Source organism: Algoriphagus sp., assembly GCF_024642405.1.
In the GTDB taxonomy this organism is placed as follows: Bacteria; Bacteroidota; Bacteroidia; order Cytophagales; family Cyclobacteriaceae; genus Algoriphagus.
This window is the reverse complement of record NZ_JAHEBC010000075.1, coordinates 1-15,544: the sequence shown is the minus strand read 5'-3', so window position 1 is coordinate 15,544 and position 15,544 is coordinate 1. Positions and strand designations below refer to the sequence as shown.

Below are 15,544 nucleotides of genomic sequence, written 5' to 3'. Positions count from 1 at the left end.
AACCCTTTATCAAGGGCGGTAACCAAGTCTTCCTCTACCAAATGCTTACCTCTTGCAACATTAATTAAATATGTCCCTGGCTGACATTTTGAAAATAAATCCAAATTTAGAATATCCTCAGTATCAGGGGTCAATGGAAGAAGGCATGCAAGCACATTTACTTCATTTAAAAATTCCTCCAATTTTTCTTTCGAAAAGTAAGGATAAGGGAAATTAGTTTTTTCAGAAAAGCCAAACCCAACTACATCAAATCCCATAAAAGATAATTTTTCTAAAACATCTCCTCCTAATGCGCCAACTCCCATAACGCCAACTTTAATGTCAACTTCAGGATTACTCATATCCCAGATTTTATTTCCCTGGTCTTTTTGGTACCTGGTTATTTGTCTATGAAAATTCAAGACTCCCATGATAACATAATTTGTCATGGAGAATGTGAGCTTTTCATCTACTATTCTTACTATAGGAATATTTTTGGGAACAGAATTGTCTGTTAAAATATGGTCAACCCCCGCTCCCATTGAACTTATTAATTTTAAATTTGGAAATGAATTCAGAATATTTTTAGGATGATTCCATAGCATTACATATTCCACCAAATCCGGAGCATCTATTTCAGGGTATACCTGGATACTTAAATCTGGATCTAGTTTTTTTAATACTTCTATCCAGGGATTAACGTTCTTTCCTGGACAAATAATTGCTAAACTCATAATTAAAGAAAAATTTTAATTCCTAAAAAAGGTAATTTTAATCTTGATAGATTTACAACAAAAACATTAGTAAAATGATTACAAAAATGCATGATTTAGTAACAAATTACAGGAATTTTAGAAACAATCTTAGTTAAAATTCGATTTAATTGCTATAAAACACAGAAAAGTTTATGAAAAACAAAATCCTCATTAATTTATTGGCTTTTCTTTTCCTATTGATAGGAATCCAAGCAAATGCCCAACAAATTGACATGCCTCAAGCATCTCCATCTGCAAAGATTGCTCAGAAAATCGGATTAACAGATGTTACGGTTTCCTATAGTAGACCAAGTATGAAGGGTAGAAAGATTTTTGGTGAATTAGTCCCTTATGGTTCAGTTTGGAGGACAGGTGCAAATGGTGCAACTATTCTTAGTTTTTCCACGGATGTTATGATTCAAGGAAATAATATCCCAAAAGGTCAATATTCATTGTATTCTATCCCTGATAAGAATACTTGGACCATCATCATTTCCAAAAACACAAAACTTTGGGGAGCCATTGGTTATAATCCTGAAGAAGATGTAATAAGAGTTCAAGTAACTCCCGAAAAAACGAAAAAGAAGTACGAAACTTTTGAAATTGGATTTGATAACATGACTGATTCTGGTGCCGACTTAAATTTGGCTTGGGAACAAACCAGTGTAAGATTCCATATTTCCATGGATCCAGATCCAGTTGTCATGGCACAAATCAAGGAATATGTCCTAGATCAAGAGACTGATAACCCCAATCTGCTATATGAGGCCTCAAGCTATTATTTAAATACAGGTAGAGATTTAGATAAGGCTTACAAATGGATTCAAGAATCTGTAGAGAATGATCCTAAATACTGGGCTTTTCATTTAAAGGCTAAAATTGAAGTAGCCTTGGGAATGAAAACCGAAGCAGTGGAATCTGCAAAAGAATCAATAGAGCTTGCGCAGGAAGCTCAAAACCCTGATTATGTGGGACTTAATGAAAGATTAATTAAATCATTGAAATAACTTTCAATGAACAAACAAACCTCCAAATTGACCGTGATTTGGAGGTTTGTTTGTTTTTATTTTTTAACAAAAATCTGAATAATCGCTGCGAATAGCATTACAGAAAGACAACCAATCGCATTATACCAGAGGAAGCCGATATTCCAGACAAAATCGAAGAGCCCAATTCCATTTCTAAAATGAATAATAAAAATTAAAGCTTCTGAGGCTAATGCTCCTATAAATACTGCTTTTCCTTTTACCCATTTCATAAAGAATCCAACAATAAATATTCCTAGGATGGTGCCATAAAATAAAGATCCTAAAAGATTTACCGCCTGGATTAAATTTTCAAATAGAGAGGCATATGTGGCAAAAAGAATTGCACCTACTCCCCAAAAAGCTGTGAAAAACTTTGACGATTTTAAATAATGAATATCAGAAGCATCTTTTTTGATGGATCGCTTATATAAATCAATAGTACTTGTAGAACCCAATGAATTCAACTCAGAAGCGCTGGAAGACATTGCTGCTGAAAAAATTACTGCGAATAACAGACCAATGATCCCAGTCGGTAAGTTGTCCATAACAAACCGCATGAAGACGTAGTCTGTATCTCTGGTTTCTGCCACAGGATCATTAGTAACAATAAGTTCTTTTACTTCATCCCGAATCTCTTTTTGCTCTTCCTTTAAAAATTTTAATTCACTTTTTATAATTCTTTCCGACTCCTTGTCATTTTCATTTATGGCATCCAACATTTTCATGTAGGACGCTTTACTCTCTTCAAAATTAGCAGTGTAATTCTCCTCTAATTTTTCAAATTCACCAGCATATTGACTTTCTCGAAGCTTTTCTGTTTGTACTTTATTAAAAACCACCGGAGGTTGAAAAAACTGGTAAAAAACAAAAACCATCACTCCAATAAACAAAATCACAAACTGCATTGGGATTTTTAAAAAGCCATTCATGATTAACCCCATTCTACTTTGGGAAAGAGTTTGCCCTGAAAGGTATCTTTGTACCTGGCTTTGATCCGTTCCAAAATAACCCAAAAACAGAAATACAGCTGCGGTCATTCCCGACCAAATATTATATCGATCGGCAAGATCAAATTCAAAATTGACTATATTCAGTTTGTCCATGCTCCCAGCTACATGTAGAGCTTCTTGAAAAGAAATAGGAAGCATTTGAATAACAATAATACCCGCAAGAATCATCCCTCCCATCATCACAGCCATCTGTTGTTTTTGGGTAATGGACACTGCTTCTGTACCTCCTGAAACTGTATAGGCAATTACCAAAGTTCCGATAAGAACATTTGTCCAGGTAAGATTCCAACCTAATAGTGTTGATAATATAATTGCGGGCGCATAAATAGTAATTCCAGCTCCTAACCCTCTTTGGATAATAAACAAAAGTGCGGCAAGGGTTCTTGTTTTTAAATCAAATCTGTTTTCAAGGTATTCATATGCTGTATAAACTTTTAGTTTATAGTAAATAGGAATAAAACTAACAGAGATTATGATCATAGCTAAAGGCAAACCAAAATAAAACTGGATGAAACGCATTCCGTCTTCATAAGCCTGCCCTGGTGTACTCAGGAAAGTAATAGCAGAAGCCTGAGTAGCCATAATTGATAAACCAATAGTCCACCAATTCATGGAGTTTTTACCTCTGAGGTAAGAATCTAAACTATTTTGTTTATAAGTTTTGTATACCCCATAGGCTGCAATAGTACCTAGCGTACCAAATAATACAATCCAATCTATCGTGCTCATGCGTACGCACTTTGAAGCCAAGTGAAAAATGCGATTAAGAAAATAAGCGCTGCAATAAGACCTATATAAAGGTTTTGCCAACGGATAGGTTTCTCTTCCAAAACTATTGCTCTATTAAGTTGATAAATAATTTAATAGCACCTGGAACTCCTGCAGGCAACTCTCTAAAAAATGAAATTCCTGTATATACGTAATGGCCTTCACCATATTCAGCATATATCAAAGACCCATTCAAGAACTCCTCATCTGGGTCTTGAAATTCTAATGGAGTACTGTATTCTTCGGCAATATCTGTCACAAAATATAAGCCTCTTTCCTGTACCCATCCTTCAAAATCTTCAGTAGTCACTTGGTTTGGAGTAGAAAGTATAGGGTGCGACCAATCAGCACGAAAAGGTGAATTTTCAACGGTGACTCTGTCCCTACTGAGTTTGAAAGGATATGGCCCCATATCGTTTGATAAAAGACCCCCTGAAGTATTATATTGAACTACGACATTACCACCAGATTTCACATATTCCATCAAAACCTGTTGATTTTCAATCAAATCAATGTTAGTATTATAAGCTCGAATTCCAACTACTATGGCCTTAAACTGCTTTAAATAATCAAGCGAAAAATCATTTGTTCCTATAGTTGAAATTTGATATCCAAGTGAGGTTAAAACACTTGGAACATCATCTCCGGCACCTTCAATATATCCAATTTTATCTCCAGAAATTTTCCAGTCTGCCTTGATCAAATTCACAGATGCAGGACTAAAATAAGTGAGATTTGGAATGTGTGGATAAGAAATTCTATTGGTAGTTTGGTCAAAAGTCTGTCCTGAAGACGAAATAAATTGGGCAGTAACCGAGCGTTTTTGATTTTCATCCAGCATGAAAGACACTTCATATACTACCTGCTTATTCAAATCATTTCTTTCTTCAGAGATGATTTCGTATTGATCTGCCTCTAGGTTTTCAAATTTCAGATTGCCATCTAATATTTCATTTGAGAAACTTACAGTTACTGTTAACTTTTGATTTTTGCCTTCTAAAAGGAAAACATTTTCATCAGACACTACCAGATCAACTTCAGGAACTATTGCAAATGGTTGTTTTACTTCTCCATCAACTCGGCTATTGAATTTAAACATCAAAGGAAGTTCCAGTTCAATAGTATTTCCGTCATATTGAATAACCATTACGCCTTTCAATTGATCATTTTCAAATGGTTTACCAATTTCCATTTGGTCACTAACATGATATAAAGCTCCATCTGATGGTTCTTTCAGCCAATAAGGTTGCGAAAGTGAAGCGTCGTTGGGGATTTTTAAATCAATCTTATTTTCAAATAAAACATTCTCCGAAATTTCATCATTGAAATTTATTTTTCCTCCTACAGTCTCGAAAGAAATAATTTTAAGATTACCATCAGAAGGATTCGTAATTTCAAGATTGGTCGAAATACTTTCACCAGGAAATCCTATCTCTCTTTGAACATTCCATTCTGCTTCTACCCCTAAGCTAGCTAATATCAAAGAATTTAAAGATGAAATCTTTTCCAAAACCCATATCTCATCTGATTGAAGTGATTCCAGTTTAGTTTTGATTGCTAATAAATCAGGGACATTAGATTTGGGTTGTTTGAAATCAAATTGTTTTAAGATCTCATCGATCTTAGATTCGATTTCTTTTCCTCCAGAAATAGTTTCCCAACGATTTAAAACACCATCAAAAGCAGAATTTACAGCTTTTTCTCCACTGACAAATTGAATATGATCCAAAGCTTCACCGTTTGTTGCGGTACTTCCAAAGCCTTGAGATTTATGCATTGTTCGGCTATCAGCAGCAATTTGACTGTAGGTTTCACCTAACAAAGGGTTATAATTTCCAGTTGGAAATTCAAAATATTGCTCTCCATCTTCCTTGGTGAATTCTCCTCTAAAATTATATGTATTCCAAAAGACCCTTTTTGGTTTCCAAGGCTTAACATATTTCAGTTGTTCTGGATAAATATTTGGATCTCCGGCAATTTCAAGGGCTTCTCCTGCTAGAATAGCCGAAGTAGTATGTTGACCATGATTTCCTCCTCCTGGTATTGTATTAAATCTTGTTATTATTATGTCTGGTTGAAAATTTCGAATTACCCATACCACATCTGACAAAACTTTTGCTCTTTCCCAATTTTGGAAAGTTTCATCAGGAGTTTTTGTATATCCAAAATCAATTGCACGGGAAAAATATTGGCGTCCTCCATCTGTTTTTCTGGCTTGAAGCAATTCCTGAGTACGAATCTGCCCAAGTTTAACACCTAATTCTTTGCCAATTAAATTCTGTCCTCCGTCACCTCTTGTCAAGCTCAAATAAGCTACTTGAAGGTTTTCTCCATTTGCTAAATAGGAAATCAGTCTTGTATTCTCATCATCTGGATGGGCAGCCACATATAAAACTCTACGAGTTTCTTTTATTTGCTCCAATTTCTGATAAAGCTCAGAAGAAGGGATCGACTGAGCAATAGTGAGATTACTAAAACAAAGAATAAAGAGTGCAATAGCACCAAATAAAGTTGATTTTGTCATAAAGGGGCTCAATAAACATGACAAGCTAAATTAAGCCAGCTTCAAATAAAAATATTTTGTGATTAATGGGGAATCTTACTTATTTCCTGGTCGGATATATTTAATTTTTCCGGGAATTGTATAACCAAAAGTGAATTCAAAAATATCAGCTTTAGCCTTATGGGCTTTGATCTGAATCCCGACATATACATTATTATCAAACCTATACCTTACACCCACTCGCTCATAAAACCAAGAAACTTCCTGATTGAATTCGGATTGATTAAAATATACTCCAAAAGCAATCGGCACATATAGATGCCTATTTATCTTCCACTCCCAACTACCTACCAAAGCAAAAGAATTCGCATCAAAAAACCCGGTTTCTTGATCAGGCCACCTTTCTTTTATTCCAGCCCCATAATACCAATCAATTCCAAGGCCCAATCGATATTTATAAGATGCCTCCCACAAATAATTTATCCCTAATCCTCCTCTAAAGTAAATAGGGTCCCCTATTTCGTAATTTTTTGTTCCTAGGTATAAAGCCAAATTCCAAAATCCTCTCTTTTCAAGATCAGGATATGAAACTGGTTCTGTCGGTAAAGATTCAATTTTCCCTAATTTAGTTTTAATTCCAAACCCGATAGGAGCATAATTTATCCCGGCATTTGGTTTTTTTATTGCTCCATTTGAAAAATGTTTTAGGCCAATTGTACCTACCAAACTCACTCTTTGACTGATCATATAATTAGCTTTAAATCCTAAATGGATATAACTATTAAGATTTGATCCAACAAAGAGGTTGGTGGGATTTGATTCAGGATCATAGGGTTTAATATGGAAGCCTAATCCTATTTGCCCAAAATAGCTAAGATAGAATTTATTATAAATACCTCTTCTGGTAAATGGCAATTCGACAAATCCATAGATACCCATAGGCCTACCTAGCTGCTCAGAATGATGAGTTAAAGAACTAAAGCCAACCCCAATACTTGGATACCTATTCAAATAATTAAAAAAAGTATTTTGAATTTTTCTCCACTCAAATCTTACATCTATTCCGCTATACCTTTCCGTTTCTTTGATTTGGTTTGCCCAGTCTTTCCCATTCCCCAATAGGGGTCCATTCTCATAGCTAACAACTAAAGACTTTTGAAACTTTGATTGTCCAATCGCTTGATAAGAAATAAATGAAACTAAAACAGCAAGGGTAACTGCTTTGAATTTTACTCGCATCGTTAAAACTCACAATTGAAACACAAATATAAGAGGAATAAAAAAAGTACTTCCTTTTATCGAAGAGAATTCAGTTCGAATTAAAATGATTCTAAAAAAATTAGAATTCGATAGTTAAAAAAGTAGAAATAATCTCGACAAAAAAAAGCCAACCCGATGGGTTGGCTTAGGTATGTTTTCAGAGATTATAATCCTCCTTCCATCCAATTTGGACCTTTCAATTCAATCAGCCTTTTATTGTATTTATCAGCTTCTGCTTCATTTTTAAGTCTTGTATGTACTTGAAATAGCACTTCCATCACATCTGTATTGTCAGGTCTTATTTCTAAAGCTTTTGTAAAGTAAGGTACAGCATCTCTGTAATATCCATCTGCTTCTTTACCCATTGATTCAGATCTCTTCTCCCATTCATCGTCAGAAAGACTATTTAATTCAGCTAATATTTCTCTAGCTCTATCAAGCATTAAAGCTCCTGTATAGAAATTGCCGTCGTAGAAATCTGGATCAGCTTCAACTGATTTTTTATAATCAGTCAGTGCCCCTTCCATATCACCTGATTTTTCTTTCAAATATCCAGATCTCAATAGAATTGATGCATTGTTTGGATCATTTTTTAAAGCCTCTTGAATTGAAGCCATAGCCTCATCCATTTTGTTTAATTGAAGCAAAAGCTGGATTTCATATTCAGCAAGAATTTTATCTTCTGGATAATCTTCTCTTGCGGCCATAACCATGTCATAAGCACCTTCCGGGTTTGACTCAGCTCCACTTAAGATTTGAACCATGAAGTAATAAGTATTTAACTTATTATATTCTTCTACGTCCAAAAGTAGATTAAAGTGTTTCTTTGCTTCTTCATACATCTCTTGATCATTTGCTAAGAAACCTGCATTGTAATGAATTGTAGTATCCTCTGGAGCAATTTCTCCAGCTAAGTCGAAGAAGTAATATGCCATTTCTTGGTCTCCTTCATTGTATCTTTCAATCGCTTTATCGAAAGAGGTATTCTTAAGGGTATTAATAGAATATGGTCTTAAATTATCCGGTACGCCGATAATATCTTCTTCCCATATATCTTCTCCAATCCCTGTGGTTTTATCCGCTCCACCCATCTCAAATGATTTCATGTAAGTGGAAAGAGCAGTCTTACCTACCTCATAGTTTTGCATCGTGTTCGTAGAATCGCTACCAAACATCTTGGTTTCGATTTTAGCTTTTAACAAATATGTTTCAGGGTCGGAACTAGTTTCCGGATCTGCTGTTGCCGCTTCAATTTCAGTTAATGCTTCTTTAAGATCACCTGACTTGAAGTTTTTTTCTGCAGACCTTACTACTTTTTTTTGTCCAAAGGCCAAGGTTGTCGCACCAATTAGGGCCATTGATAGAATTAGCTTCTTCATTATTAGTGTTTACTTTTTTTGTTTGGTTATTCTTTTGGATCATCTCCTTCGTTTTCAGGAGATTCATTTTTTACATCAGGATTTTCATTTGAAATTTCTTCCGAATTTTCAATTTCCTCCTCTTCTTCATCTTCCTTTGTGATTTTTTCCACTGATGAAATGCTATCTTCTCCTCCTACTTTTATCAATCTAACTCCTTGTGTTGCTCTACCCATTATTCGTAGAGTTTCCATTGAAATTCGAATAATAATTCCAGATTTATTAATAATCATTAAATCGTCAGAATCAGTCACTTCCTTTATTGCAACTAAAGCTCCGGTTTTATCCGTAACATTCATAGCCTTCACCCCTTTACCACCTCTATTGGTAATCCTGTATTCATTTAAATAGGAACGTTTACCATACCCATTTTCTGAAACCACCAATAAAGTAGCTGATTCATCTGAGGCACAAACCATGCCAATCACATTGTCGTCATCTCCTTGTAATGTAATCGCTTTTACCCCAGTAGCTGTTCTTCCCATTGGCCTTACAGCAGTTTCTGGGAAGTGTATAGCTCTTCCTGATTTAGCTGCAATAACAATATGTTGAGATCCATTGGTCATATCTACTCTAACCAATTGATCATCTTCACGAATATTTAAAGCAATAATACCGTTAGATCTTGGTCTACTATATTGCTCTAAAGTAGTTTTTTTAATGACCCCTCTTTTAGTAACCATGATCAAGAAATGATTATTTATATAATCTTGATCATTTAAATCATCTACCTGAATAATCGAACGGATTTTATCATCCGATTCAATATTTATCAGATTTTGGATTGGTCTCCCTTTGGAAGTTTTGGAGCCTTCCGGTATCGCATAAGTTTTTAGCCAGAATAATTTCCCTTTATCGGTAAAGATCAATAAGTAATTATGCGTCGATGCAGTAAATAGGTATTCTGTAAAGTCATCTTCTTTAGTACTCACGCCTCTGGAACCAACTCCTCCTCTACCTTGCGTTCTATATTCCGTCAAAGCAGTTCTCTTTACATATCCTTGATGAGAAACTGTTATCACTACTTCCTCATTTGGAATCATATCCTCATAACTGAAATCTTCTGCGTTATGCTCTATTTCAGTACGACGATCATCAGAATAACGGTCTTTCATCTCCGTCAGTTCCTCTTTTATGATTTCCATTCTCTTATCCTCATTTTCAAGAATGAATTTAAGCTCCTCAATGAGAGCCATGATTTCTTTAAATTCCTGGATAATTTTATCACGCTCCATTCCAGTCAATCGCTGTAATCTCATATCGAGGATAGCTCTTGCTTGGATTTCGCTGAGTTCAAATCTTTCTATCAAACCATTTCTGGCAGTTTCGGGATCCGCTGAGTTCCTGATTAAAGCAATCACTTCATCCAAATGATCTAAAGCAATCAGATAACCTTGAAGGATATGTGCTCTTTTCTCCGCCTCTCTTAATTCGTATTCAGTCCTTCTTACGATAACCTCATGTCTATGGTCAACATAATGGACTATCAGATCCTTTAGATTCAGGGTATAAGGTCTACCTTTTACAAGGGCCACATTATTCACTGAAAAAGAAGTCTGTAATTGGGTATGCTTGTATAAATTATTTAAAACGACAGAGGGAATTGCATCCCGTTTTAATTCGTAAACGATTCTCATTCCAGACCTATCCGATTCATCACGGATGGCAGAAATTCCATCTATTTTCTTTTCATTGATTAGCTGAGCTGTTTTCTCAACCATATTGGCTTTATTGACCATGTAAGGAATCTCGGTGATGACAATCATCTCCTTATTTCCTCCATCTTTGGTCTCTACATTAGCCTTCCCTCTCATCACGATTCTTCCTCGTCCTGTTTCGAAGGCAGCCTTTACACCGTTATAACCATAGATAATTCCTCCAGTTGGGAAATCAGGAGCAATAATAAACTCCATCAATTCTGAAACAGTAATTTCTCTGTTATCTATGTAGGCGATTATACCTGCTATAACTTCTCCTAAATTATGAGGAGCCATATTTGTAGCCATACCTACCGCGATACCTGATGCCCCATTTAATAATAGAGCTGGAACTTTAGCAGGTAAAACAACCGGCTCTTTTAAAGAGTCGTCAAAGTTGAATTGAAAATCTACTGTTTCCTTATTGATATCTATCAGCAATTCTTCAGCAATTCGCTTCAAACGTGCTTCCGTGTATCGCATCGCAGCCGGATTATCTCCATCTATCGAACCGAAGTTTCCTTGTCCATCCACCAAAGGATATCGAAGAGACCAAGGCTGAGCCATACGAACCATGGTGTCATACACAGCGGAATCACCATGAGGGTGATATTTACCGAGTACTTCACCTACAATTCTTGCAGATTTTTTATAGGGTTTGTTATGTAATACGCCAAGTTCCTGCATCCCGTAAAGGATCCTTCTATGAACTGGCTTCATGCCGTCACGCACGTCTGGAAGTGCCCTGGAAACAATAACCGACATCGAATAATCGATGTAGGCTCCGCGCATTTCCTCTTCAATATTAATGGGTATGATGTTCTCGTTTTCTCCTTGAGCCATATAATGCTTTTGTAGGGTCGATTATTAGGCTGCAAGATAGTAAAAACCCAATGGTTTTGAAAAGAGAAAATTAACTCAAAAAATTCTTTCGATACCTAGTACCATTGACCGACTTTTCGATTCTGATAATTAAAAATTCCGCTGCCTCTATATTCAATCCCGTTGTGCATGTGCTTCATCACTACTCCGCAGCCTCCAATTTTACATCTCTTGGTACCAGGAAACCTCACAGCAAAGCCCACTTGCATTCCATAGAGGGTCTGTTTCAGATTCTGAACTTCAGTAAAATCGGTAGCAGAATAAGTGAAGTCTCTAAACTCAGCCCCTCCTTTTACAAACATTTTAGTGTATTCGGAGAAATCCCGCTCGATTCTCAAGGCTATTCCCATGTAAGGTTTTTCACCTACCGCCAATTTTGGTTCATACATGGATCCAGAGGGCAACATGCTTTGATCAACAAAATTTTTCATTTTCAATTGACCAAATTCCCCCTCTAAAATAAATCTCCAAGGATAAACTTGTCTTGACCTTTGAGTCAACTCGGATTGCATGTAATAGTTCGCCCCAGCATATTTTCTATATCTCCACCTTAAAAATGCCTGCCTTCTCTGAGCGTCAAAAAGCACCAAACCTACTGTACCATAAAATTTACTAGCCTGATATGAACCTCCTTCAAAAGGAAATTCAAAATCTCCTCCTCTCATAGTTGACATATTCCCCCATTCTTGACCATAGCCTCCACCAATTGTCAAAAGATTGAATAAGTTGATTCTTAAACCAGCATTAAGTAAAGGAAAAGTCCAGTCGTTGCTTTTCATGTCCAGTGGATTTTCCTCAGATATATCTAAAGGATTATCAAAATTTTGAAACTGGCTTAATGGATAAAGATCAGGATTTTCAGAATAAAAAGGCATTGAAAATTGATGATACGCTGCTCCCGTAGAAAGTTCTATACTGAACATTTCTAAAACATTCCTAGTGATATTTCCAAGCCCACTTTCGCTTTTGGGATTTTTAGCTTTTTCTGAGATACCAAAAATATCTTCATCTTGAGCTATAGCAAAAACTGAAAGGCAAGTAAATACGAGAGATAGAATAGACTTTTTCAACATGATAGGAAACTAACGAATAATTGGCTGTCTTGGTGTGAAATTAAAAAAAAAGCCTCCATAAAGGAGGCTTAATTCATAATGTTTGTAAAAAACTTATTTTCCATCTCCTTCAGTCCCATCCTCATTTTCTCCTTCACTTTTAGCTTTCAATTCAGAAATCAAAGCATCTAATTTCTCTTTTACTGCTGGATCAGATTTTTGGGCTCCATTAACTTTATTATATGTAGAAGCACCCAAAATAGAATCATTCATGATTAATTCCGTTTTATAATCTTTCACTACGTCTTGAAGAGAATTCTGAAAATCCTGTACTGCTTGGTATGCTGCTTTTTCTTCCTCAGTTACTTCTGCTTCCGTCATTTTTGCTTCATCTCCCCAAGCTGCTTTGATCTCATTATATCTAGCTCCTCCCTGGAAAATTTCGTTCTCAAGGATCATAGCTCTCAACTCTTCAGTTTTAGAGTCAACATACTCCGATGTCATCACCTCTACGTGAGCAAATTTTGTTAACTCCTCATCTGTAACTTCTTCCGCTGCTTCCTGCGCAAAACCTGTCAATCCCATACACGCGAAAAACGCTCCAAACAACAATACTTTTTTCATAGTCTTCTCTGATTTTAGTTTTCGTAATATGTTCAATAAATAAACCCTATTCCAAAAAATCAAGACTTTTAGGGTTAATTAAGATATTTTTGGATAAACGGTTACCAAAATCCTAAACTATCGGAATAGATTTCAATTCCTTGATTGTATTTACTGGATTCGGTGAATTAAAAACAAAACTACCTGCCACTAAAACATCTGCTCCAGCAGTAATTAATTTCGGAGCATTTTGAATATTGACTCCACCATCAATTTCAATTTTGGTATTTGCTCCATTTGCCAAAACCAGGTCTTTTAACCTTGAGATTTTACTATAGGTATTTTCTATAAATTTTTGCCCTCCAAACCCTGGGTTTACTGACATCATACAAACCAAATCAATATCTTGGATTACATCTCGTAAAAAATCAATACTTGTATGTGGGTTAATTGCAACTCCGGCTTTTACACCGAGTGATTTTATTACCTGTAATGTCCTATGTAAATGAGGACAAGCCTCATAGTGGACCGAAATAATATCTGCCCCAGCATCTTTAAAAGCCTCAAGATATCGATCAGGTTCCACAATCATCAAGTGGACATCTAGCGGTTTTTTAGCATGCCTTTTTATCGCTTGAGTAACTGGAATCCCAAAAGATATATTAGGAACAAACACACCATCCATAATATCAACATGGATAAAATCAGCCTGAGAGGTATTTAACATTTCCACCTCTTTCTGAAGATTTGCAAAATCAGCAGCTAAAATGGATGGGGCAATTAAAGGAGACATATAAATAAATTTGTTTGGGTTGTTAGATATTCTAAACTTATTGTTTAAATAATTTGGTTCTCTTCAAGTCTTTTTCATCCTGCATTTGCACTATGTAAAACCCTGGCTTTAAACCCTGCAAAGAGGTTCGGTAGGATTCTTTTTGGTTATTTCTGAACAAAACGGAAGATTGAATCTGTTTCCCGTTCATGTCCAATAATGTAAATTCAGCCTTAAGCCCTGAACCAAAATAAATCTTCAAATCATCTTCCCAAATGGGATTTGGAAATATTTTCCATAAAACTTCCTCTTTTTCTGATACTGATAAAATTTCTCCATAGTAAGCATCAAAGAAGTTTGGAATCCCATAACCTATCAAATTATCCTTTTCATCTTTCTGAGATCCGCTGCGAATTAAATTCTCCACCAGCTCCGCCCTTGTCCATTCCGGCTTTGCTTCCCATAGACCTGCAGCCAAGGCTGTAATCTGAGGTGCAGAAAAAGATGTTCCGTTAGAAAATCCAAGATTGCCATTTGATTTAATGAGAGCAACTCCATTGCCAAATGCCGCAAGGTCAGGCTTAATCCTTCCATCGCCAGTAGGACCTCTTGAACTAAAATTGGAAACACCTAAATCTTGATCCACGGAGCCAATTGCCAAAACTAACTCTGAGTCAGCAGGAGAAATTAAACTGGATTCCTTTGAACCATAATTCCCAATGCTATTTATTACTAGAATACCTTTTTGTGCCGCAATATTTGCTCCACGCGCAATAACAGTGGTTTTCCCATCTAAATCCTCCAAGGAATAATTCATTGTGGGATCGTCAAAATCATAATATCCCACCGAAGAATTAATTATATCCACCCCCAAACTATCAGCAAATTCTGCTGCTTTTACCCAATTATATTCCTCTATTTTATATTCAGTCGGATCTTCTTCAGTAACTGCCAGAATATAATTCGCATCAGGAGCTCCGGAAACCAAAATCCCTTCTTCACTTGCAGCAATCAAGGATAGAACATTCGTGCCATGCTGATGGACAGAATAAACAGTTTCAGACCAAGGGTTTACAAAATTTTTCGTTCCTAAAATCTGGTTATTGGTATATAAATGAGATAAAGAAGCAGCTTTCTCTGTCCCCGGAAACCCAATATCAAAAACTGCTATGGTGACACCTTTTCCAGTAAATCCTGCTTCATGCATTTCAGGTATTCTCAATAAATTATTCTGAAAATCGTACGGAGTTTCATTTGTCTGGAGCTTTCTATTATTTGAAGGAAGAGAGATTTTTATTCCAACCGATGTAAAAATTTTCCTTACAAACCGAGAATTAGGATCTGGAATAAAATCTAATGCCACCATCTCCACCCTATCTACATAAGGCAATGATTCAATCTCAATGGCTCTCTCTTGGTCCGTTATCAATAATAATGCATTCATCCATTTGCTTGGATAAAGAATGTTATCCGCCTTTTCCATCAGACCATCGATGTATTTTTGAGAAACGGGCAAGTCCAATGAATCAATGGAAACACCTTCCCTATTCCTTCTATCCAAAGCTTTTTGGTTTAAAAATAGATCAGGTTGGGATAAAGAATAAGTTTCTTGTGGTTTATATTTAAAAAAAACAGCATATCTATCTTGAGCTTTTGAAAGATTCCATAGGCCCAAAAAGATGATTGCCAAAATCAGAAATTTATTATTTACCATATTCGGTAATTTTCAAATGTGTTTTCGTTCCACCATCTATTAACTGATTTCCCAAACAATCGTTTCGTGCACAATAAGTCAACACTTCCTCATAATCCTCAAT

At 35.9% G+C, this 15,544-nt stretch carries 11 protein-coding genes; 1 reads left to right on the top strand and 10 read right to left on the bottom strand.

Features of this window, described 5'->3' with window-relative positions; translation table 11 throughout:
- Positions 1-713: NAD(P)-dependent oxidoreductase (locus Q0L68_RS07970; RefSeq protein WP_296701485.1), on the bottom strand; the 713-nt coding region annotated here is incomplete at its 3' end.
- Between the two features lie 173 nt (positions 714-886).
- On the opposite strand from Q0L68_RS07970, the gene Q0L68_RS07965 reads away from it, so the two are divergent.
- Entirely contained in the window at positions 887-1,741 is an 855-nt protein-coding gene (locus tag Q0L68_RS07965) for a DUF2911 domain-containing protein (RefSeq protein ID WP_296701483.1), read from the top strand.
- A gap of 56 nt (positions 1,742-1,797) precedes the next feature.
- Here the strand turns inward: Q0L68_RS07965 and Q0L68_RS07960 are convergent, their stop codons facing one another.
- From Q0L68_RS07960 to Q0L68_RS07920, 9 genes are all read right to left on the bottom strand, one after another.
- Positions 1,798-3,501, bottom strand: coding sequence for a sodium:solute symporter (locus Q0L68_RS07960; protein WP_296701481.1), 1,704 nt, complete (start codon positions 3,499-3,501; stop codon positions 1,798-1,800).
- 103 nt (positions 3,502-3,604) lie between these two features.
- Complete coding sequence (locus tag Q0L68_RS07955) at positions 3,605-6,064, bottom strand: PIG-L family deacetylase (RefSeq protein WP_296701479.1); 2,460 nt, start codon at positions 6,062-6,064, stop codon at positions 3,605-3,607.
- A gap of 75 nt (positions 6,065-6,139) precedes the next feature.
- Entirely contained in the window at positions 6,140-7,282 is a 1,143-nt protein-coding gene (locus Q0L68_RS07950) for an acyloxyacyl hydrolase (protein ID WP_296701477.1), read from the bottom strand.
- A gap of 185 nt (positions 7,283-7,467) precedes the next feature.
- Positions 7,468-8,682: a tetratricopeptide repeat protein gene (locus tag Q0L68_RS07945; protein WP_296701476.1), complete on the bottom strand. Its 1,215-nt coding sequence runs from the start codon at positions 8,680-8,682 to the stop codon at positions 7,468-7,470.
- Positions 8,683-8,708: 26 nt separating this feature from the next.
- A complete protein-coding gene (gene gyrA, locus Q0L68_RS07940) occupies positions 8,709-11,261 on the bottom strand; it encodes a DNA gyrase subunit A (RefSeq protein WP_296701474.1) in 2,553 nt (850 codons plus the stop codon).
- 95 nt (positions 11,262-11,356) lie between these two features.
- Positions 11,357-12,373 (bottom strand): hypothetical protein, encoded by a 1,017-nt coding sequence (locus Q0L68_RS07935; RefSeq protein ID WP_366938368.1) that lies wholly within the window; start codon positions 12,371-12,373, stop codon positions 11,357-11,359.
- 93 nt (positions 12,374-12,466) lie between these two features.
- Complete coding sequence (locus Q0L68_RS07930; RefSeq protein WP_296701473.1) at positions 12,467-12,976, bottom strand: hypothetical protein; 510 nt, start codon at positions 12,974-12,976, stop codon at positions 12,467-12,469.
- A 112-nt stretch (positions 12,977-13,088) separates the two neighbouring features.
- Positions 13,089-13,748: a ribulose-phosphate 3-epimerase gene (rpe, locus tag Q0L68_RS07925; RefSeq protein ID WP_296701472.1), complete on the bottom strand. Its 660-nt coding sequence runs from the start codon at positions 13,746-13,748 to the stop codon at positions 13,089-13,091.
- A 37-nt stretch (positions 13,749-13,785) separates the two neighbouring features.
- The gene (locus Q0L68_RS07920; protein ID WP_296701470.1) at positions 13,786-15,441 is read right to left on the bottom strand and encodes a S8 family serine peptidase; all 1,656 of its coding nucleotides are present in this window, start codon (positions 15,439-15,441) and stop codon (positions 13,786-13,788) included.
- Positions 15,442-15,544: the final 103 nt, after the last annotated feature.